General features: G+C 74.4%; 16 protein-coding genes and 2 pseudogenes. 9 read left to right on the forward strand and 9 right to left on the reverse strand.

What is annotated here, in order from left to right:
- Nucleotides 1–128: 128 nt before the first annotated feature.
- Nucleotides 129–506 carry an FKBP-type peptidyl-prolyl cis-trans isomerase gene (locus tag ACI783_RS17895; protein WP_457141699.1) on the reverse strand — a complete coding sequence of 126 codons (378 nt, stop codon included), beginning with the start codon at nucleotides 504–506 and terminating at the stop codon, nucleotides 129–131.
- A gap of 219 nt (nucleotides 507–725) precedes the next feature.
- Between ACI783_RS17895 and ACI783_RS17900 the strand changes: the two genes are divergently transcribed.
- The 9 genes from ACI783_RS17900 to ACI783_RS17940 all read left to right on the forward strand — a co-directional run bounded on the left by ACI783_RS17900 (nucleotide 726) and on the right by ACI783_RS17940 (nucleotide 12,390).
- Entirely contained in the window at nucleotides 726–3,392 is a 2,667-nt protein-coding gene (locus tag ACI783_RS17900; protein ID WP_457141700.1) for an ATP-binding protein, read from the forward strand.
- A gap of 375 nt (nucleotides 3,393–3,767) precedes the next feature.
- A complete protein-coding gene (locus tag ACI783_RS17905; RefSeq protein WP_457141701.1) occupies nucleotides 3,768–4,871 on the forward strand; it encodes an ABC transporter substrate-binding protein in 1,104 nt (367 codons plus the stop codon).
- A 194-nt stretch (nucleotides 4,872–5,065) separates the two neighbouring features.
- Nucleotides 5,066–5,860 carry an ABC transporter ATP-binding protein gene (locus ACI783_RS17910; protein ID WP_457141702.1) on the forward strand — a complete coding sequence of 265 codons (795 nt, stop codon included), beginning with the start codon at nucleotides 5,066–5,068 and terminating at the stop codon, nucleotides 5,858–5,860.
- Nucleotides 5,860–6,705: an ABC transporter permease gene (locus tag ACI783_RS17915; RefSeq protein ID WP_457141703.1), complete on the forward strand. Its 846-nt coding sequence runs from the start codon at nucleotides 5,860–5,862 to the stop codon at nucleotides 6,703–6,705. Before ACI783_RS17910 ends, ACI783_RS17915 begins: the two co-directional genes overlap by 1 nt.
- Nucleotides 6,702–8,411 carry a dihydroxy-acid dehydratase gene (gene ilvD / locus ACI783_RS17920; RefSeq protein ID WP_457141704.1) on the forward strand — a complete coding sequence of 570 codons (1,710 nt, stop codon included), beginning with the start codon at nucleotides 6,702–6,704 and terminating at the stop codon, nucleotides 8,409–8,411. The genes ACI783_RS17915 and ilvD overlap by 4 nt, the downstream gene beginning before the upstream one ends.
- On the forward strand, nucleotides 8,408–9,772 hold the full coding sequence (locus tag ACI783_RS17925) for an FAD-dependent oxidoreductase (protein ID WP_457141705.1): 1,365 nt from the start codon (nucleotides 8,408–8,410) through the stop codon (nucleotides 9,770–9,772). Before ilvD ends, ACI783_RS17925 begins: the two co-directional genes overlap by 4 nt.
- Nucleotides 9,769–11,046 carry an aconitase X gene (locus ACI783_RS17930; protein WP_457141706.1) on the forward strand — a complete coding sequence of 426 codons (1,278 nt, stop codon included), beginning with the start codon at nucleotides 9,769–9,771 and terminating at the stop codon, nucleotides 11,044–11,046. The genes ACI783_RS17925 and ACI783_RS17930 overlap by 4 nt, the downstream gene beginning before the upstream one ends.
- Nucleotides 11,043–11,456, forward strand: a complete 414-nt coding sequence (locus ACI783_RS17935; RefSeq protein WP_457141707.1) for an aconitase X swivel domain-containing protein — start codon at nucleotides 11,043–11,045, stop codon at nucleotides 11,454–11,456. The genes ACI783_RS17930 and ACI783_RS17935 overlap by 4 nt, the downstream gene beginning before the upstream one ends.
- Nucleotides 11,457–11,538: 82 nt before the next feature.
- On the forward strand, nucleotides 11,539–12,390 hold the full coding sequence (locus ACI783_RS17940; RefSeq protein ID WP_457141708.1) for an IclR family transcriptional regulator domain-containing protein: 852 nt from the start codon (nucleotides 11,539–11,541) through the stop codon (nucleotides 12,388–12,390).
- A 26-nt stretch (nucleotides 12,391–12,416) separates the two neighbouring features.
- On the opposite strand, the gene ACI783_RS17945 is transcribed toward ACI783_RS17940, so the two are convergent.
- The 8 genes and pseudogenes from ACI783_RS17945 to ACI783_RS17980 all read right to left on the reverse strand — a co-directional run bounded on the left by ACI783_RS17945 (nucleotide 12,417) and on the right by ACI783_RS17980 (nucleotide 20,518).
- A complete protein-coding gene (locus tag ACI783_RS17945; protein ID WP_457141720.1) occupies nucleotides 12,417–13,004 on the reverse strand; it encodes a hypothetical protein in 588 nt (195 codons plus the stop codon).
- Nucleotides 13,005–13,221: 217 nt separating this feature from the next.
- Nucleotides 13,222–14,160: pseudogene (locus tag ACI783_RS17950) on the reverse strand (dihydroxy-acid dehydratase domain-containing protein); the annotation flags it as partial.
- Nucleotides 14,161–14,204: 44 nt separating this feature from the next.
- Nucleotides 14,205–15,572 (reverse strand): FAD-dependent oxidoreductase, encoded by a 1,368-nt coding sequence (locus ACI783_RS17955; RefSeq protein WP_457141709.1) that lies wholly within the window; start codon nucleotides 15,570–15,572, stop codon nucleotides 14,205–14,207.
- A complete protein-coding gene (locus ACI783_RS17960; RefSeq protein WP_457141710.1) occupies nucleotides 15,569–17,248 on the reverse strand; it encodes an AMP-binding protein in 1,680 nt (559 codons plus the stop codon). The genes ACI783_RS17955 and ACI783_RS17960 overlap by 4 nt, the downstream gene beginning before the upstream one ends.
- An 8-nt stretch (nucleotides 17,249–17,256) precedes the next feature.
- Nucleotides 17,257–17,688, reverse strand: coding sequence for a dehydratase (locus ACI783_RS17965; RefSeq protein WP_457141711.1), 432 nt, complete (start codon nucleotides 17,686–17,688; stop codon nucleotides 17,257–17,259).
- 9 nt (nucleotides 17,689–17,697) lie between these two features.
- Nucleotides 17,698–18,771: a hypothetical protein gene (locus ACI783_RS17970; protein ID WP_457141712.1), complete on the reverse strand. Its 1,074-nt coding sequence runs from the start codon at nucleotides 18,769–18,771 to the stop codon at nucleotides 17,698–17,700.
- Nucleotides 18,768–19,304: pseudogene (locus tag ACI783_RS17975) on the reverse strand (UGSC family (seleno)protein). The gene ACI783_RS17970 and the pseudogene ACI783_RS17975 overlap by 4 nt, the downstream one beginning before the upstream one ends.
- A gap of 167 nt (nucleotides 19,305–19,471) precedes the next feature.
- Nucleotides 19,472–20,518 (reverse strand): heparan-alpha-glucosaminide N-acetyltransferase domain-containing protein, encoded by a 1,047-nt coding sequence (locus ACI783_RS17980; protein WP_457141713.1) that lies wholly within the window; start codon nucleotides 20,516–20,518, stop codon nucleotides 19,472–19,474.
- Nucleotides 20,519–20,625 lie beyond the last annotated feature (107 nt).

The raw sequence follows: 20,625 nt of genomic DNA on the forward strand, positions 1-20,625 counted from the left end.
CAGCAGGGCATTAGCGTGGGACACGAAGGCCTCCGGGTTGAGGAGCGGTTCCTAGACAGCTCCACACCTCACTCGGAGGTCTTCCTCTTGTCACCAGACGCCGTCACCAACGTCCGTGGTCAGAACAACTAGCGGACGCCGACGAGGTCGACGACGAAGACCAGCGTGGCGCCGGGCTTGATCACGCCGCCGGCGCCCCGGTCGCCGTAGGCCTTCTGCGGGGGGATGGTCAGCCGGCGGCGGCCGCCGACCTTCATGCCCTGCATGCCCTCGTCCCAGCCCTGGATGACCATGCCGACGCCCAGGCGGAACTCCAGCGGGTCGCCGCGGTCCCAAGAGGCGTCGAACTGCTCGCCGCCGTCGTGGGTGACGCCGACGTAGTGGGCGCTCACCAGGCTGCCGGCGGTGGCCTCCGGGCCGTCGCCGACGACGAGGTCCTCGATCACCAGGTCGTCGGGGGCCGGACCGGTGGGCGGCTCGACGTCGGGGCGGGTCAGTTCTGCCACGGGGTCTCCTCGGGGTTCAGCGCCGGGTCGTCCCGGCGGGGACTGCCCCCATCCAACCCGTGACCCACCCGGTCCCGCAGGCCGGGCCGACCGCCTCGACCACCCGGCCCCGGCCGCTGGCAGGTAGTTTGCCCACGGTGGCTGGGTGCGCACGCTCGGCTGCCGTTCCGGGGCGCGCGGCGCTCCCCGTCGTGCCGGCAGAGCTCAGGAGGTTGCACGGTGACCCCTGACCCCTCGTCCGGCGCGGTGGACGACCTCTTCACCGGCGGCGGCGAGGCCGGCCGGCTGATGTCCGCCCTGGACTGGTCGGCCACCCCGGTGGGCGCCGTCAGCTCCTGGTCGGCGGGCCTGCGCTACGCGGTGCGCACCGTCCTCGCCTCCCGCTACCCGATGGTGCTGACCTGGGGGCCGGAGTACACGCAGTTCTACAACGACGCCTACGCGCCGTTCATCGGTGCCAAGCACCCGGCGATCGGCGAGGACATCCGGGTCACCCTCGCCGAGGGCTGGGCCGCGCTCGCCGGTCCGGTCGACCACGCGATCGCCACCCGCGAGGCCTCCTGGCTGCCCCGGCTGCCGCTGCTGCTCGAGCGCGCCGGCTACCGCGAGGAGACCTACTTCACCGTCTCGCACGCACCGGCCTTCGAGGACGACGGTTCGGTCGGCGGCATGCTCGGGGTGTGCACGGAGGTCACCGGTGAGGTGCTCGGGGAGCGCCGGCAGCGCCTGCTGCACGACCTGTCGACCACCGGCGCCTCCCTGGCCGACGAGGAGCAGCTCCTCGCCGCGCTGAGCGCCACCCTGGGCAGTGACCCGCTGGACCTGCCGTTCGCCGCGGTCTACCGCTACACCGACGGGGGTCTCCAGCGCGCCGCGGTGACCGGCTGCCCGCCGGAGCTGCTGCCGGCGGAGGCCACCGGCCCGGCCGCGCTCCCCGGGCCGGTCGCCGAGCTCGGTCTGCGCGGTGGCGCCTGGTCCGACCCGGTCACCGCCGCCGTGGTGCTGCCGCTGACCGCACCGGGCGGTGATCTCGTCGGGGAGCTCGTCGCCGGGGTGAGCCCCAATCTCGCGCTGGACGGGGAGTACCGCACCTTCCTGGAGCTGGCCGCCGGCCAGGTGGCCACCGCGCTGGGCAACGCCCGGGCCTTCGAGGCCGAGCGGCGGCGGGCGGAGGCGCTGGCCGAGCTGGACCGGGCCAAGACCGCCTTCTTCTCCGACGTCAGCCACGAGCTGCGCACCCCGCTGACCCTGCTGCTGGGCCCGATCAGCGACGTCCTGGCCGACCCGGGCGCCGCGCTGCCGGAGAGCGCCCGCGACCAGCTGGCCCTCGCCCTGCGGAACGGGCAGCGGCTGCAGCGCCTGGTCAACGACCTGATGGACGTCGCGGCCATCGAGGCCGGCCGCGCCGCCGCGGTCCGGGTGGAGACCGACGTCGCGGCGTTCACCGCGGAGCTCGCCGGGGTGCTGCGCGCGGCCGCCGAGCGGGCCGGCCTGGAACTCTCCGTCGACTGCCCCCCGCTGCCGCGCCCGGCCTTCGTCGACCCGCGGATGTGGGAGAAGGTGGTGCTCAACCTGCTCTCCAACGCGGTGAAGTACACCTTCGTCGGCCGCATCGCGGTCACCCTGCGGGCGGCGGGCGACGACGTGGTGCTCACCGTCCGCGACACCGGCATCGGCATCCCCGCCGCGGAGCTGCCGCTGGTCTTCGACCGCTTCCACCGGGTGCAGGGCTCCGCGGCGCGGACCCGGGAGGGCACCGGCATCGGCCTGGCACTGGTCCGCGAGCTGGTGGCCCTGCACGGCGGCTCGGTCAGCGTGGCCAGCGAGCCCGGCGTGGGCAGCACGTTCACCGTCACCGTGCCCTTCGGCTCCCCCGACGCCGCGCCGGACGGCGACACCCCGCCGGCCCCCTCCGAGGCCGCCCGCGGCACCGCGGCCGGCTGGGAGCAGGACGTCGCGGTCCTGCCGGACCCGGTCGCACCGCCGGGCGCGACGGCGACGGTGCTGGTCGTCGACGACAACGCCGACATGCGCAGCTACCTGATCCGCCTGCTCTCCCCGATCTGGGCGGTGCGCACCTGCGCCGACGGCGAGGAGGCGCTGCGCAGCGTCGCCGAGCACCGGCCGGACGTGGTGGTCACCGACGTGATGATGCCGCGGGTCGACGGGTTCGAGCTCCTCCGCCGGTTGAAGGCCGATCCGGACACCCGGTCGATCCCGGTGATCATGCTGACCGCCCGGGCCGGGCAGGAGGCCGCGGTGGAGGGCCTGGCCGCCGGCGCCGACGACCACCTCGCCAAGCCGTTCCAGGGTGCCGAGCTGGTGCACCGGGTCCGGGTCGCGGTGGAGCGCGCCGGCCGCAGCCGCCCGGCGCCGCCGCCCCCGGCGGCCGCGACCGCGTCCCCCGCCCCGGACGTGCGGTCGCTGGTCCCGGCCAGCCGCCGACCCACCGTGCACGTCCCCACCCCTCCGCCGCCCCCGACCGCCGACGGCGTCTCCCGGGAGCGCTGGCGGTTCCCCTCCGTGCCGCAGTCGATCGCCGGGCTGCGCCGGGCGCTGCGCCGGTTCCTCGCCGCGGCGGAGCTCGACGAGGACCAGGCCTACGACCTGACGCTCGCCGCCTGCGAGGCCGCGACCAACGCGATCGAGCACGCCCAGGACCCCAGCGAGCCCTACTTCGACGTCACCGCCGAGGCCGGCGCGGACGCGGTGGTCATCACCGTGCGCGACTACGGGCAGTGGCGTGAGCGGGTCCCCAGCATGGACCGCGGCCGCGGCGGGATGCTGATGAGCGCCTTCGCCGACATCACCGCCACCCCTGGCCCCGAGGGCACCACCGTCGTCATCCGCGCGCACCGCGCCGGCGACGGCCGCACCTCCGCCTAGCTCCCCACGCAGGGCCCCCGGGCCGCCGGTACCCGCGCCCGGGTCCAGCCCGCTGCGCTCCCACCCACCACACGGCGCCCTGCTCCCGGGGTGCTCGTCCGCGTGCGCTCCGGAAGCGCGCCGTCCGGCATTGACATGGCGAGATGTGACCCCGATAACATGTACGGCAACAGCACGGTTGTACGGATAACGAACACCGTCCTCCTGGCACCGCCGCCTCGGGACGTCGCCGTCGAGCCACCGGGAGAGCAGCGTGAGCGCTCTGCAGCACCGCCCGGGCCCCGCGCGCGACGGCCGTTCCGGCGCCGCGGACCACCCCGTGCCCGATGAGCCCCTCCCCCGCCCCGCGTCCACCGCCTCACGAGGAGACCGTCCATGAGCAGTCGCCGCACCTCACCCCGTCCCCTGGTGCGCGCCGCCCGCGCACCCCTCGCCCTCGGCCTCGCCGCACTGCTCCTGGCCGCATGCGGTGGGAGCGACGCCGAGGGGTCCGACGCCGGATCCGTGTCCGGCGGCGACGGCGGCGGCGGCGGCGGCGGCGTCGAGCAGGTGACGTTCCTGAACATCCTGCCGCTGGCCAGCCTCTCCTTCGCCCCGGAGCTCGTCGCCACCGAGTGCGGCTACTTCGAGGACCAGGGCCTGGAGGTCAGCTTCGAGACCACCCAGGGCTCCGCCCAGGCGATCCAGACGGTGCTCGCCGGGTCGGCGCTGATCACCCGGGTCGGTGACCTGGAGACCCAGCTGGCCGTCGCTGAGCGCGGCGCACCGCTGGTCGCCGTCGGGCAGCCCACCAAGCAGGGCACCATCCGGTTCATCTCCGCCGAGAGCGACCCGCTGGAGACCGCCGAGGACCTCGAGGGCCGGCTGATGGGCACCCCGTCGGAGGGCGGCACCAGCCAGATCCTGCTCGAGCTGGTCGCGGCCTCGGCCGGGATCGCGCCGGAGGACGTCCCGACCCAGGTGGTCGGGCTGGCCCCGGGTGTGTTCGACCTCGTCTCCTCCGGCCGGATCGGGGGCTACATCGTCTCGCTGGACACCGCCGTGCAGCTGGAGCAGCAACAGCCCGACGCGGTCGTCTACGCCCCGAACGACGCCATCTCCAGCGGCGGCCAGGTCTACGTGACCTCGCAGGAGCAGAGCGAGGACCCGGCGAAGCAGGAGCAGCTGCGCCGGTACCTCGCGGCGATCGACGAGACGCTGCAGTTCATCATCGAGGATGAGGCGAACGGCTTCGCCGAGACGTTCGAGTGCCTCTCGGCCTACGACATCCCTGCGCTGGGCACCCCCGAGGTGGCCCGGGAGAGCATGTCGACCTACGTCGAGTCCTGGACGGCAGCCGGCGAGGACGAACTCGGCGCGGTCGTGGCCGACCAGTGGGAGGCCGTCTACCAGGAGATGGTGGACGGCGGGTTCATCCAGGACGACGGCCTGGACCCCTCCGAGTGGTTCACCAACGAGTTCCTCCCCGGGGGCAACTGATGCGACTGCCCGGCACCACGCCCCCGCCCGCCGCCACGGCCGACGTCCCGCCCGAGACCGCTCCGGGCACCAACGCCGGGGTGACCCACCACCCCGCGACCGACCCGCGGACCACCGGGTCGAGGTCGACCCCGCCCCCGCCGCCCGGCGCACCCGGACGGGGCGCCGGGGCCCCGGCGCCCACCGCGGCGCCGGTGGGGGATGGAGCGCCCCCGCAGCTGCGGCTGACCAACGTGGACAAGACCTACCAGGCCCGGCAGGGCGAGGTGCACGCGCTCAGCAACGTGAACCTGACCATCGCCCGGGGTGAGTTCATCTCCCTGGTCGGCCGCTCCGGCTGCGGGAAGACCACCCTGCTGCGGATCCTGTCCGGACTGCTGCCGCCTACCTCCGGCGAGGTCGAGGCCGACGGGGCGCCGATCTGGCGGGGCAGCAAGCGCAACGACGAGGCCTTCAAGCAGTTCGGCCTGGTGTTCCAGGACGCCAACCTCTTCCCCTGGTACACGGTGGCGGAGAACATCTCGCTGCCGCTGAAGCTGCGCGGCATGGGGAAGAAGCAGCGCCTCGCCCGGGCCAGCGAGCTCGCCGAGCTCGTCGGCCTCCCCGGCTTCGAGAAGGCCTACCCCCGGGAGCTCTCCGGCGGCATGCGACAGCGCGCCGCGATCGCGCGGGCGCTGAGCTACGACCCGACGATCCTGCTGATGGACGAGCCCTTCGGCGCCCTGGACGCGCTGACCCGGGACAAGATGAACCTGGAGCTGCAGAACATCCACGCCCAGGCCGGCGCGACCGTGGTCTTCGTGACCCACTCGATCCCCGAGGCGGTGTTCCTCGCCGACCGCGTGGTGCTGCTCTCCCCCCGGCCCGGGCGGATCCGCTCCATCACCCCCGTCGGCCTGGCCCGTCCCCGCTCCCTGGAGACCGAGACGTCCACCGAGTTCCAGGACGTCGTCCGCACGCTGCGCACCGAGCTGGACGAGGAGGACTGATGACCGCAGTCGAGAACGGCGTACGCAACGACACGACCACGAGCGGGCGACGCGCGGGGTCCGGCGACCGCGAGAAGCTGATGAAGGCCCTGCCCTGGATCAGCACCCCGATCATGCTGATCCTGCTCATCGGCAGCTGGCAGTTCGCCGTCAGCGTCGTCGGGGTCTCCGAGTTCATCCTGCCCGCGCCGCTGGCCGTCTGGAACTCCCTGGTCGACCTGCTGTCCAGCAGCTCGGTCTACCGCGACATCTGGATCACCCTGGCCGAGGTCCTCATCGGCTTCGGCATCGCCCTGGTCGTCGGCATGGCCGTCGGCGCCGTCCTCGGCCGCGTCCTGTGGCTGGAGAGGGCCGTCCAGCCGGCGCTGGTCGCGCTGCAGGTCGTGCCGAAGGTCGCCTTCATCCCGATCTTCGTCATCTGGTTCGGCTTCGGCATGACCTCCAAGATCATCATGGCTGCGATCCTGGCGTTCTTCCCGATCATGCTCAACGTGATGCTCGGCGTCCGCTCCGTGGACCGCGGTCACCGCGACGTCATGCGCGGCCTCGGCGCCAGCCGCTGGGCCACCTTCAAGAGCCTGGAGCTGCCCAGCACGCTGCCCTACGTCTTCGCGGGGGCAGAGGTCGGCATCGTCTTCGCCGTCATCGGTGCCATCGTCGGTGAGTACCTCGGGGGCAGCGAGGGGCTGGGCCACCTGGTGGTCTCCAGCCTCAACGCGCTCAACGCCCCCCAGCTGTTCGCCGTCATCGTCCTGCTCGCCCTGATGGGCTCGCTGCTCTACCTCGCCGTCACCACCACCAAGCGGCTGGTCATCCCCTGGCACGACTCGGTGGCCAAGCAGTGACCCGTGCTCCGCTGCGCAGCAACCTGCAGGTGGGCAGCTCGCGCTGGGCTGTCCGCCGGGCGCAGTGGCGGGCGCTGGGCATCTCCGACGAGGACATGACGAAGCCCAAGATCGCCATCGTCAACTCCTCGTCGAAGCTGGCCATCTGCTTCAGCCACCTCGACGACGTCGTCGGGCCGATGGAGGAGGCCATCCGGGCCGCCGGCGGGCTCCCGTTCGAGGTGCGCACCGCGGCCCCGAGCGACTTCATCACCAGCGCCGGGCGCGACGGGCGCTACATCCTGCCCAGCCGCGACCTGATCGTGAACGACATCGAGGTGGCCGTCGAGGGCGCCCAGCTCGACGGCATGGTCTGCCTCGCCTCCTGCGACAAGACCGCACCCGGGCAGGTGATGGCCGCCGCCCGGCTGGACGTCCCGACGATCATCGTCGGCTGCGGCTACCAGCCCAGCGGGCGGTACGACGGGGAGCACGTCGACATCGAGGAGGTGTTCCTCGCCGCAGGGCACGTCGCGGCCGGCCGGATGACCCTGGACCACCTCACCGGGATGAGCGAGAACGCCATCCGCGGCCCCGGTGTCTGCGCCGGCATGGGCACGGCGAACTCCATGCACATGGCGTGCGAGGCGCTCGGCATCGCGCTGCCCGGCACCACCCCGGTGCTCGCCAACAGCCCGGCGATGTGGGACGGCGTGCGCCGGGCCGGGGCCCGGATCGTCGAGCTGGTCACCGAGGGGCTCCGGCCTCGGGAGGTGCTCACCCCGGCGGCCTTCGCCAACGCGGTGACCGTGATGCTGGCGACCAGCGCGTCGGTCAACAGCATCAAGCACCTGCAGGCGATCGCGCACGAGGCCGGCTGCGACGTCGACGTGCCCGGGCTGTTCGCCGAGCTGGCCGACCGGGTGCCGCTGCTGTGCTCGGTGCGGCCCAACGGGCCTGACTCCATCGAGGACCTCGAGGCGGCCGGGGGTGCCCGGGCGGTGATGCGCCAGCTCGGGGACCTGCTCGACCTCTCGGCCCGCACCGTCGCCGGGGGCACCCTCGGCGACGCGCTGGCCGGGGTCACCGTGACCGACCCCGAGGTCGTCCGGCCGGTGGACCGGCCCTTCGGGGACCGGCCGAGCATCGTGATCGTGCACGGCTCGCTGGCCCCCGGCGGCGCCGTGGTCAAGCGGCCGGTGCACGACACCGGCGAGCAGGTCTTCCGCGGCACCGCGCTCTGCTACGGCACCCGGGACGAGGCCCTGGCCGGGCTGTCCGCCGGGGAGATCCGGCCCGGGCACGTGGTCGTGCTCGGCGGGCTCGGCCCGGTCGGCGGCCCCGGCATGGCCCTGGGGTCGGCGCTGGTCTTCGCCCTGGACGGCGCCGGGCTCGGCGACAGCGTCGCGCTGGTCACCGACGGCCAGATGTCCGGCCTGGTCAACACCGGCACCGTGGTCGGGGAGGTCTCCCCGGAGGCCGCCGTCGGCGGGCCGCTGGCCCTGGTGGAGGACGGCGACCCGATCGTCATCGACCTGGTGCACCGCCGCGTCGACCTGGAGGTGCCCGCCGACGAGCTGACCCGCCGGTCCGCGGCCTGGGCCGACCGCACCCAGGTGCAGCCGGACACCGGCTGGCTGTCCATCTACCGCCAGCTCGTCTCCCCGGTCGCCGCCGGGGCCGTGCTGACCCCACCCCCGCACCCCCGAGAGACGAGCACCCCGTGAGCGCACCACCCACCTGGCTGGACGAGCCCAGGCGCCGCACCCCGGTGCTCGGCGCCTACGAGGTCGTCGTCGTCGGTGGCGGCCCGGCCGGGGTGACCGCGGCGGCCGCCGCGGCCCGCGCCGGCCGCTCCACCGTGCTCGTGGAGCGGTACGGCTACGCCGGCGGCGCGGGCAGCGGCGGTGGGCTGAGCACGTTCTGCGGGCTGCACGCCAACGTGCACGGCGAGCACAGACAGGTGGTGCACGGACTGGCCGACGAGGTGCTCGAGCGGGTCGACCGGCTGGGCGGGCTGAACCCGCCGCACCTGAGTTTCGCCGACCGGATCCTGGCGCAGGCCTACGACATCTCCGCCTACAAGATCGCGTTGGACGACGTCCTGGTGGAGTCCGGCGTCGACGTGCTCTTCCACGCCCTTGGCGTCGGGGTGCTGATGAGCGACGAGCACACCGTCGGTGCCCTGCTGGTCGAGTCGAAGTCCGGCCGCGGCGCGATCACCGGCGAGGTGTTCATCGACTGCTCCGGCGACGGCGACGTCGCCGCCTGGGCCGGGGCGCCGTACGAGAAGACCGACCCGGCGCACGGCATGCTCTACCCCTCGCTGATGTTCCGGGTGAACGGCGTGGACGCCGACGCCGCGGTGGCCGCCCAGCGGCAGATCCCCGGGCTGATGGAGGAGGCCGAGCAGGCCGGTCGCTACCGGTTCCCCCGCAAGCGCCCGATCGTCCGGCCGCAGCGCAACCCGCTCGAGTGGCGGGCCAACCTGACCCAGCTGAGCAACCCCGACGGCAGCGCGATCGACGGCACCGACCTGCGCCAGCTGTCTGCCGGCGAGCTGCAGGGCCGCCGGCAGGTGCGCGACGTCTTCCCGTTCTTCCAGGAGTCGGTGCCCGGCTTCGCGGAGTCCTACGTCGTCGACATCGCGCCGTCGATCGGCATCCGGGAGACCCGCCGGATCGTCGGCGCCTACCAGCTGTCCGAGGACGACATCCTCGACTGCGCCGACTTCGCCGACTCCATCGGCGTGAACGGCTGGCCGGTCGAGGCGCACGTCGCCGGCGACGTGGACATCCGCTGGCAGCGCGGCGAGGACAACCGCGGCTACAACCAACTGCCCTTCCGGATGCTCGTGCCGCAGGTGCTCACCAACACCTACGTCGCCGGGCGCTGCGCGTCGATGACCCACGAGGGGCAGTCCAGCGCCCGGGTCACCGGCCCCTGCTTCGCCATGGGCCAGGCCGCCGGCGTGGCCGCCGACCTCGCCCTCGGCGCGGGCGTCGCCGCCGGCGACGTCGACGTCGCCGAGCTGCAGCGGCGCCTGGAGAAGGACGGCGCGTGGCTCGGCCAGGAGGAGGGCGCATGAGGCTGGCCCCCGACGAGCGGGCGATGCTCGACGGCGACCAGGGCGAAGCGGTGGCCGCCGCGATGGACCTGCTGGTCCGGTACGGGGAGGTGCTGGGCGCCGAGCGGCTGGTCGACACCGACAACGTGTGCGGCGCCAACCTGTTCGGGTCCCGGCACACGATGGTGTGCGGCTCCCCCGGGCCGGACGCCGCGTTCGCCGAGCACAGCCTGGACTCCCCGGTCCCGCTGCCGATCCCCGCGGTTCGGGCGCAGAGCTACCAGCTCATCGGCCCGATGGACACCCGCAACTGGGAGGTGCAGGGCGTCTCCCCGGAGGAGCGGGACGCCGTGCTGGCCAGCGAGGCCTACAGCGCCGAGCACGGCATCCACCTGATGAACACCTGCACGCCCTACCAGGTGGGGAACGTGCCGATGAAGGGCGAGCACTGCGCCTGGATGGAGTCGTCGGCGGTGGTCTACGTCAACTCGGTGCTCGGGGCACGGACCAACGTGGAGGGCCGGGAGAGCACCGGCGCCGCCATGCTCACCGGCAAGATCCCCTACTGGGGCTACCACCTGCCGGAGAACCGGTTCGGCAGCCACCTGGTCGACGTCGGCGTCCCCGTCGTCGACACGCTCGACTGGGGCCTGCTCGGCTACTGGATCGGCGAGCAGGTCGCCGAGGGCGTGCCGGTGCTCGACGGCATCACCGCCACCCCGGACCTGGTCAAGCTCAAGCACTTCGGCGCGGCGGCGGCCTCCTCCGGCGGGGTCGAGCTCTACCACGTCCCCGGCATCACGGCCGAGGCGCGCACGGTCGAGGAGGCGTTCGCCGGCGCGCCGCCCGCCGAGCGGCTCGCCTACACCTCGGCGGAGCGCCGGCGCACCTACGAGCACCTCAACTCCACCGGCCGCGACGAGCACGTCGACCTGGTGATGATCGGCTGCCCGCACGCCACGCTGGGCCAGATCCGGGACGTCGTCCGGCTGCTGGAGGGCCGGCGGGTGCACGCCGACAGCGAGCTGTGGGTGTTCACGCCGCGGGCGCTGCGCGAGGTGGCGGAGCAGAACGGCTACGCCCGCGCGCTCGAGGCCGCCGGCGCCCGGCTGATGAGCGACACCTGCCCGGCGATCGGCCAGTTCCTCCCCGCCGGCACCCGGGTGATCGCCACCGACTCGGCCAAGCAGGTGCACTACCTGCCGGCGATCATGGACGTGCAGGGCTGGTTCGGCACGCTGCGCGACTGCGTCGACGCCGCCGTCACCGGCACCTGGCAGGGAGCCCTGCGATGACGACCCTGCGCGGCCGCGGCCTGGTGGGCGGCGTCGCCGAGGGCGAGGCGCTGGTCACCACCGAGGCGCTGTCCGGCTGGGGTGGGGTCGAACCCCGCCGGGGCCGGGTCATCGAGCTGCGGCACGAGCTCGTGGGGCAGTCCTTCGCCGGCAAGGTGCTGGTCTTCCCCGGCGCCAAGGGCTCCTCGGGATGGTCGGGCATGTTCCACATGTCCCGGCTGATGGGCACCGCGCCGGCCGCGATGGTCTTCACCACCATGAACACCAAGATCGCGCTGGGCGTGGTGGTCACCCGGGTGCCCGCGCTCACCGACCTCGACGGCGACCCGCTCACGACGGTGCGCACCGGCGACTGGGTGCGGGTGGACGCCGACCGCGGTGAGCTGACCGTCCTGCGGACCACCGGGTAGCGTCCCGGAACGGGAACGGGCGGCAGCCCGGCCTCGCCGCCCGGGGTGGGCACCACGACGCAGGAGCGGGGACGGGATCGGGATGGACGGCGCAGCGGAGGACACGGCGGACGGCGCCGTGGACCAGGCCGCCCCGGAGGCCCCGCGGGGCGACTGGTTCGTGCAGTCGCTGGAGCGCGGCTTCTCCGTCATCAAGGCGTTCTCCGCCGACGAGCCGGAGCTGACCCTCAGCGACATCGCCCGCCGCACCGGGATGACCCGCGCCGCCGCGCGGCGGTTCCTGCTCACCCTGGTCGACCTGGACTACGTGGCCGTCGACGACCGCCGCTTCCGGCTGCGCCCCCGGGTGCTGGAGCTCGGGTTCACCTACCTGTCCATGCTGCGGCTGCCCGAGCTGGCGATGCCCTACCTGAGCGAGCTCTCCCGCGGGATCCAGGAGACCACCAGCATGGCGGTGCTCGACGGGCCCGACGTCGTCTACGTCGCCCGGGTGGGCGGCCGCCGGGTGATGGCCAGCGGCATCACCGTGGGCAGCCGGCTGCCCGCCTACGCCACGTCGCACGGCCGGGTGCTGCTCGCCAGCCTCCCCGACGACCAGCTGAACACCTACCTGGCCGGCACCGAGCTGACCCCCCGCACCGCCCGGACGATCACCGACCCGGTGGTGCTGCGGGAGCGGGTCCTCGCCACCCGCGAACAGGGCTGGGCGCTGCTGGACCAGGAGCTGGAGGAGGGCGTCACCTCGTTGGCGATGCCGGTGCACGGCGCGACCGGCGACGTGGTGGCCTCGATCAACATCGGGGCGCACTCCAGCCGGCACACCCCCGAGCAGCTGGCGGCGGTCGCCCTCCCCCTGCTGACCGATGCGGTGCAGCAGCTGGAGCGGGACATGCAGCTGGCCGGGGTCCGGACGGCGGGCCACCCGCTGCTCTGAGCCCGCGGCCCGGCACAGGCCTCGGCTCAGGTCCCCAGCGTCGCACCCCGGCTGACCGGCTGGACCGAGCGGGCGTACACCGACAGCCAGCTGCAGCCGGTGGGCACGGCGGCCGGCGCCCACCGCTCGCGCCGGGTCGCCAGCTCCTCGGGCGGCACCTCGAGGTCGACGGTGCGGGCCTCGACGTCGACGCTGATCACGTCGCCGTCCTCGACCAGCCCCAGCGGTCCGCCGAGCGCGGCCTCCGGAGCCACCTCGGCGACCACCAGCCCCTTGTTGACCAGCCCGGACATCTGCCCGTCCGTGACCACGACCACCTCGTTGCCGAGCCCGGCGCCGTCCAGGGCGAAGACGAACGCCGAGGTGAAGGCCATCCCGGGCGAGCCGCGCAGCCCGAGCCCGCTGAGCACGAGCACCTCTCCGGCCTGCACCTCGCCGCCCCGGATGGCGGCGATCCCCTCCTCGCGGGAGCGGAACACCCGCGCCGGGCCGCGGAACACCTTGATCCCGTCGTCGGCCACGGTCCGCTTGACCACCGCGCCGTCCGGCGCGAGCGACCCGCGGACGATCATGACCCCGGGGTGGCGGGCCAGCGGGTCGCCGACCGGGCGGATGACGTCGGAGTCGGGGGGGGGGGGGGGGGGGGGGGGGGGGGGGGGGGGCGGGGGGGGGCGCGGCGCTGGTGTGGGGCGGGGGGGGGGGGGGGGCGGCCGGCGGGGCGGGGGCGGGGGGGAGGCGGGCGGCGCGGCCCCCCCCCCCCCCCCCCCCCACCTCCCCCAGCGTCGCGCCGGTCACGGTGCGCTGGTCCAGGTCGAGGAAGGGCCGCAGCTGGTGCAGCAGCGCCTGGGCCCCGCCGGCCGCCTCGAACTCGTCGATCCGCCGGTCGCCGTTGGGCTTGACCGCCGACAGCAGCGGCACCTGACCGGCGAGCTCCTCGAACAGGGCGATCACGTCGACGTCGCAGCCGGCCTCCACCGCGACGGCCTGCAGGTGCTTGACGCAGTTCACCGACCCGCTGACCGCGAGCACGGCGGCCACCGCGTTGCGGAAGGCGCCCGGGGTCAGGATGGTGCGCGGCCGCAGGTCCTCGGTGACCATCGCCACGATCCGCGCGCCGGCGGCGGCCACCGTGTCCCACATCCGCGGGCTGTTGGCCAGCACCGGGGTGCTGCCGGGCAGCGCCATGCCCAGCGCCTCGGTGGCGATGTGCATCGAGTTGGCGGTGCCCATCCCGGCGCAGACGCCCGGCCCGGTGACGGCGTTGCCGGCCATCTCCGCGAGGTCCTCGACCGTCATCCGCCCGGTGGCCACGTGCCCGGCGTAGAGGAAGACGTCCTCGAAGTCGACGTGCTCGCCGCGGAACAGCCCGCTGGGCTGGTAGCCGCAGGCCACGACGATCGTCGGGACGTCCAGCCGGCCGGCCGCCATCAGCTGCCCGGGGGTGGTCTTGTCGCAGGAGGCGAGGGTGACCATGCCGTCGAGCAGGGCCCCCTCGACCGCCACCTCGATGTCGCTGGCGATCAGGTCGCGGGTGGGGAGGATGTACTGCCCGGCGGCCCCGGCGCTGGTGATCGCGTCGCTGGACGCGGCGGTGCGGACCTCGAAGGGCACGCCCCCGGCCGCCCGGATCGCCTCCTTCAGCGGCCCGACGATGCCGTCGAGGTGGCTGAAGCAGCTGGCCAGCCCGGAGGAGCTGTTGACGATCGCGATCTTGGGCTTGGCCATGTCCTCGGCGGGGATGCCCAGCGCGGTCCACTGGGCCAGCCGCATCGCCCACCGCGTGGTGCCCGGCTCGAAGTCGCTGCGCAGCCCGGTCACGCCGGCTCCCCGCCCAGGAAGGCGCCGTCCCGGACCAGCTGCCGCTGGAGCTGGTCGACCGCGACGTCCCGGACGGCGACCCCGGCGCCGAGGGCCAGGCCGGCGGCGGTGCCGGCGGCCTGGCCCATCGCGAAGCACGGCCCGGTGACCCGCGCGGAGGACTGCCCGAACCGGGTCATCGACGCGCACCGCCCGGCGACGAGCAGGTTGTCCACCCGCTGCGGCACGAGCATCCGGTAGGGGAGCTGGTTGTACCCGCGGGGGTCCTCGCCGCGCTGCCAGCGGAACTCGACCGTGCCGGCCACGTGCGCCTCGACCGGCCAGCCGTTCACCCCGATCGAGTCGGGGAAGTCGGCGCAGTCGAGCACGTCGTCCTCGGTCAGCAGGTGCTCCCCCAGCACCCGCCGTGTCTCCCGGATCCCGATCTGCGGGGCGATGTCGACGATGTAGGAGTCGGTGAAGCCCGGGGTGTTGTCCTTGATGAAGGTGAAGGCGTCGAGCACCTGCTGCCGGCCCTGCAGCTCCCCGTGGCTGAGCTGCTCGACGTCGGTGCCGTCGACCGCACTGCCGTCGGGGTTGCTCAGCTGGGTCAGGTTGGCCCGCCACTCCAGCGGGTTGCGCTGCGGGCGGACGATCGGCTTCTTGCGGGGGAAGCGGTGGGTGCCGGCCTGCTCGGCGGCGTCCATCAGGCGCTCGACGGTGCGCCACGGCTTCTCCCCCGCCGCCGCGGCGTCGACACCGTTGATCCGGAACATCAGCGAGGGGTAGAGCAGCCCGGGCGACTTCTCGAAGGGCACGCCGGCCCAGGCCGACACGTCGGCGTCGCCGGAGGCGTCGACGAACACCCGGCCCCGCACGGCGTGCCGGCCGGACTTGGACTCGACCAGGACGGCCTCGACGGTGTCCGCGTCGCGCATGACGACCCCGACGGCCATCGCGTGGAACAGGATCCGGGCCCCGGAACCGACGACCAGCTCGTCGGCGGCGATCTTGTAGCTGGAGATGTCGAACGCCTGCGCCAGGATGCCGTCGTTGATGGTCAGGTGCGGCTCGGAGAGCCCGTCCATCTTCGCCAGCCGTTCGAGCAGCTCGTCGGCCAGCCCGTGGACGACGCGCCGGTGCTCGCCGTGCACCTTGGCGTGCAGGCCGCAGAAGGTGCTCAGCCCGCCCGCCGTGCCGGCGCCGCCGAGGAAGCCGTAGCGCTCCAGGAGCAGGGTGGAGCGGCCGGCGCGGGCAGCCGCGGCGGCGGCCATCAGCCCGGCCGGCCCGCCGCCGATGACGACGACGTCGAACTCGCCGAGGACCGGGGTGCGGCGGGCGGGCTCCCCGATCGTGTCCGCCCCGTGCTCGTCCGACGTGCTCACCGGCGTGCCTCCTCGATCTGAGCTGGTCGCGGCCCGGCGGAGGCCCCGCCGGTCAGCCGCCGTGCGGTCTGCGAGGCCCAGGAGCGGTCGACCTTCCCGGACGGCGTGCGCTGCACCGTCTCGACGAAGAGCACCGACCGGGGCCGCTTGTACCCGGCCAGCACGCTGCCGACGTGGTCGGTGAGCGCCCGCGCCGTCTCCTCGCCCGTCGGATCGGCGACGACGAGCGCGGTGACCCGGCTGCCCCACCGGTCGTCGGGCACCCCGAGGACGACGGCGTCGCGCACCAGCGGGTGGGCCAGCAGGGCCGCCTCCACCTCCTCGGCGAAGACCTTCTCGCCGCCGGTGTTGATCACCCCGGAGCCGCGGCCCAGCAGGGTGAGGGTGCCGTCGGCCTCCACCGTCGCGGCGTCCCCGGGCACCACGTACCGGACGCCGTCGATGACGCGGAACACCGATGCGGTCAGCTCCGGGGCGTCCAGGTAGCCCAGCGGCAGGGCACCGCAGGCGGCGAGCTCGCCGACCTCGCCCGAGCCCGGCACCACGTCGCGGCCGTCGGGCTTGATCACCCGGGCGTTCTCCGGCAACGCGAACCGGGTGGTGACCGACTCCGGGTCCGGGCCGGCCAGCGCGATGCCGAAGGGGCCGCCCTCGGTGGCGGCGATGGTGTCCTGCAGGGTCATCCGGCCGGCCGCCAGCAGCCGGCGCTTGACCTCCGGGCTCCAGCGCACCCCGGAGCTGATCACCCGGCGCAGGCTGCCCAGGTCGTAGGGCCGGCCGGCAGCGGCAGCCCGGTCGAGCTCGGCGAGCAGCGGCACGGCGAAGGCGTCGCCGACGATCGCCAGCTCCTCCACCCCGTGCCGCTGGACGGCGCTCCACAGCTCCGCCGGGTCGAGCGAGGGAGCGGTGAGGGTCACGACGCATCCGCCGCGCAGCAGGTTGCCCAGGGCGGCGAAGAAGCCGGTGCCGTGCATCAGCGGCGACCCGGGGAGGACGACCGGTGCGGTGCCCTCCCGCACCGCCGCCACCGCGGCCGCCACGGCCTCGGCCCGGTGCTGCGGCACCGGGACGCCGGCCCGCTTGTACGCCGACGCGACGACGGCGCAGACCCCGGCGGAGTCCCAGACGACGGCCTTCGGCGCCCCGGTCGTGCCACCGGTGAGCAGCCAGACCTGGTCGTCCGGCGAGCGCTCGCCGCGGGGCAGCGGGGCCGCGCGCTGCACCTGCTCCCACGCGACGGCGCCGTCGGCCGGGGAACCGGCGCCGCACCACACCACGGTGCGGAGGGCGGGCAGCCGGGCGGCCACCGCGGCCAGCGGGGCAGCCAGGTCGTCGTCCACCAGCACTGCCTCGGCGGCGACGTACTCGAGGACCTGGGCCAGTTCCGCGGCGCGGTACCGGTAGTTGACGTTGACCGGCACCGCGCGCAGCTTGAGGGCGGCGAACACCCCGATCAGGTACTCCGGGGAGTTGTGCAGCCCGATGCCGACCCGGGCGCCGGGGCCGACCCCGGCCGCGGCCAGGTGGCCGGCCAACCGGGCCGCCTGCTCGTCGAACCCGGCCCAGGTGACCGCCCGCTCGCCGGCGAACACGGCCGCCCGCCCCGGGTCCAGCGCGCTGACCGCGTCGGCCACCGCCTCGAGCCGGGAGGCGACGTCGTCCCGACCGGCAGGCACCGGCCCGGTCACAGGTACCGCCGGACCAGGGTCGAGGCCACGCAGACCGGTTCTGCCTGGCCGTCGGCCTCGAACACCAGGGTCAGCGCCATCTGCACCCCGCCCGGCACGGCGTCGACCGCGTCGACCCCGGCGGTACAGCGCACCCGGCCGCCGACCGGCATCGCGGCGGGGAAGCGCACCGAGTCGCAGCCGTAGTTGACCGCCAGGGTGAACCCGCGTGACTCCAGCAGCTCCGGCATGATCGTGGTGGTCAGCGAGAGCACCAGCAGGCCGGGCACCGTCGGCCCGGCCGGGCCGTCAGGCGGCCGGGTGCCGGTCGCGGCGCAGAACCGGTCGACGCGTTCGGCGGTGACGTCCACCCAGGAGCTGGTGCCGAGCGAGCGGCCGGCCAGGGCCCGGGTCTCCTCGACGCCGGTCACGACGGTGGCTGCGGGCATCGCCTCTCCTCAGCTGCCGGCCGGCGCGGCCGGCTGCACCCGGGCGACGGCCGGGCGTCCGCCGCGCGGGCCGAAGGTCTCCACCACCGCGGAGACCCCGGCGTTCGACGCCCCGGCCACCACCACGAGCACGGACTCCGGCGAGGCCAGGGCGTGGATGCCGTCGCGGTCCGGGTCGGGACCGGTGTCGACCTCGCCGTCCGGGTGGCCGGTCGGCACCCGCCAGCGGCTGACCTGGGAGACCGCGCCCTTGCCGACGGCGTCGAGTTCGGCGCGGGTGCGGAAGGAGGCCTGGTAGAGGAACTGCGCGATGTCCCGCTTGCTCCAGCCGTGCCCGGCCAGCAGCCGGGCGTGCTCGGGGCCGAGCACGATGCAGGCGCTGATGCCGGCGTGGATCAGGGCGCCGGTGCGGGACACGGTGCCGGCGATGTCGGTGAGCAGCTGCTCGGGCACCGAGGTGTGCCGGGCCTCGATGTGCACGGTGGAGCGCATCGTCATCGCCGCCACCGTGCTGTCACCGGGGGCGTGGCCCTCGTCGACGTGCAGCGGGGCCCAGGGGGACTCCTCCTCGTTCTCGGCGATGCAGCAGGTGTACTTCGCCGGAGTGCCCTGGGTGGCCTGGTCGAGCTCGTGCGGGCGGACGCCGAGCACGTTGAGCGCGGTGAGCCGCAGCGCCCGGCCGATGGTCGCGTTGGCCCGGAACCCGGGGCCGAACACGTTGCCCTTGCTGTTCAGCCCGAGCTGCTCGCGCACCGGCCCGTTGACCAGCAGCAGCGGCGCGGTGCCGGTGGTGCTCTGCCAGATGCCCTTGCGGACGTAGCCCTCCTCGCGCAGGGCGTCCCAGCCGGCGAGCACGACCGGGAAGTACTCCGGCCGGCAGCCGGCCATCACCGCGTTGACGGCCGCGAGCCGGACGGTGATCGCCCGGTTGATCTGCGGCATCGCGAGCACCGTCTCGTCCGGGTCGCGGTCGACCGTGGCGAGGAACGCGTCGAGCTGCTCCTGGGTGCAGGGGACGACGGGCAGCCCGTCGGTCCAGCCCTTCTCGTAGCAGTGCTCGATCGCCTCCAGCGTCGTGGTCACTCCTCCACCCCCAGGATCTCCAGCACCTGCGGGAGCGCGGCGGTCACCCGTTCCCGGATCTGCTCGGCGGTCAGGCTGGCCACCGGATGGGGCAACGAGACGTACTCGTAGCCGGGGAAGCCGTAGCCGCTGGCCATGGCCGCCCCCGTGATGCGGAAGGCGTCGGTGCAGATGGAGACGGCAGGCACGCCGGCACGCTCCAGCAGGATCCCGTCGGCCACACTGGCCGCGCTGCAGGAGCCCTAGTCACCGATCGCGGTGATCGCGAAGTCGCACTCCTCGAGGATCCGCTGGGTCTGGGTCGGCTCGACCGGCGTGCCGAAGTAGGGCTTGGTGAACATGAGCACCTCGCCCACGCCGTGCCGCTCGCGCAACTGGCGGGCGAACTCCTCGAGGAGCGCCGCGCCATTGGGCTTGCCGTTGTCCAGCAGCCCGAGGGTGGCGCCCCGCAGCGTGCGGGTGCGCGGCGCCAGGGCGGTGTCCTGCCCCTGCTCGCCGGCGCCGGTGGGGTCGAGGATCTCGTGCAGTTCCATCGCGGCCGTCCGTTCTCCCGGAGCGGGAACACTCGTGTGTTCGTGATGCGAACATGAGTGCTCTTCTCGCACAGAACGTTAGCCAGGTCACAGGACGGCGTCAACGGAGGCCGGCGCCCCGGATCCGTCCGCCTGCACCGGCCCGGGCGGAGCACCCACCGGCAGCGTCAGACCCGGACGACGACCCCACGGCGGAGCAGCAGCGCACACACCGCCCAGATGACCGCGACCGACGCGGCGGCGTAGAGCCAGGCCGAGGGCGTCGCCCCCACCAGGCCGGTGACCCAGCGGTCGACGGCCGGTTGCACCGCATCGCCCAGCGCAGCCCGGAAGACCAGTTCGGAGAAGACGAAGGCCACGATGGCGTTGGCGCCCAGCACCTCCGCCGGCCGCAGGGGGCGGCGCACGCCCCGCTGGTCGGCCAGCCAGTGCAGCGCCGCCAGCGCCAGCACCGCGATCCCGCCGGTGACCAGCACGAACGACGGCGACCACAGCCGCTTGTTCAGCGCGGCCAGCGGGGTCAGCGCCAGCCCGGTGATCAGGAGCGCCGTCCCCCCGCCGGCAAGCCGGGCGAGCACGGCACGCCCGGGGGCGGACTGCAGCGCCCGGCCCGCCAGCACGCCGATGAAGACGGTGACCGCGCTGCCGATGTAGGAGTGGGGGGCCTCCGCGGAGAAGGGCACGCCGAGCGCGCCGTCGACGGCCTGACCCCAGGACCGCGCCGGCGACGCCCCGGCCAGCTGCGTGGCCAGGGTCAGCCCCGCGAGGACGGCGACCGCCGCGACCGGCTGCACCGCCCGGGGGAACCGGAGCAGCAGCCAGCACAGCAGGTAGGCGCCGGCGATGTGGCCGAGCACGCCGGCCCCGGTGGCGCCCGGGCCGTACTTCGCGGTGACCACCAGCCAACCCAGCAGGCCGAGCTTCAGCACCCGGATCAGGACGTCGCGCGGCCGGGTGGCCCGCCGGGAGAACGGCATCGAGACGCCGACCACGACCAGGAAGACGGGGAAGACCACGTCGGCCACGTGCAGCCCGTCCCACTCGGCGTGCTGCAGCTGGCGGGTGATCCGGTCGTTCCCGCGGTTGTCGACGGCGAGCATCCCGACGACCGCCAGCCCGCGCAGGGCGTCGACGCCACGCAGCCGCGGGGCCGCGTGCACCGGGGGCGGCGCCGCGTCGACCCCGCCCGGTGGTGCCACCAGCCGGCTGGTCACGCGGTCACGCTAAGTCGGCCGGGCCTGCGGCGCCTGTCGGGTCCGGCCGGCGCTCATCCCTCCCGCGGCGACACGCCAGCCGGTGCACCGGCCGGGCCCGGCCTCCT

The sequence above is a fragment of the Modestobacter sp. SYSU DS0511 genome (assembly GCF_054050755.1).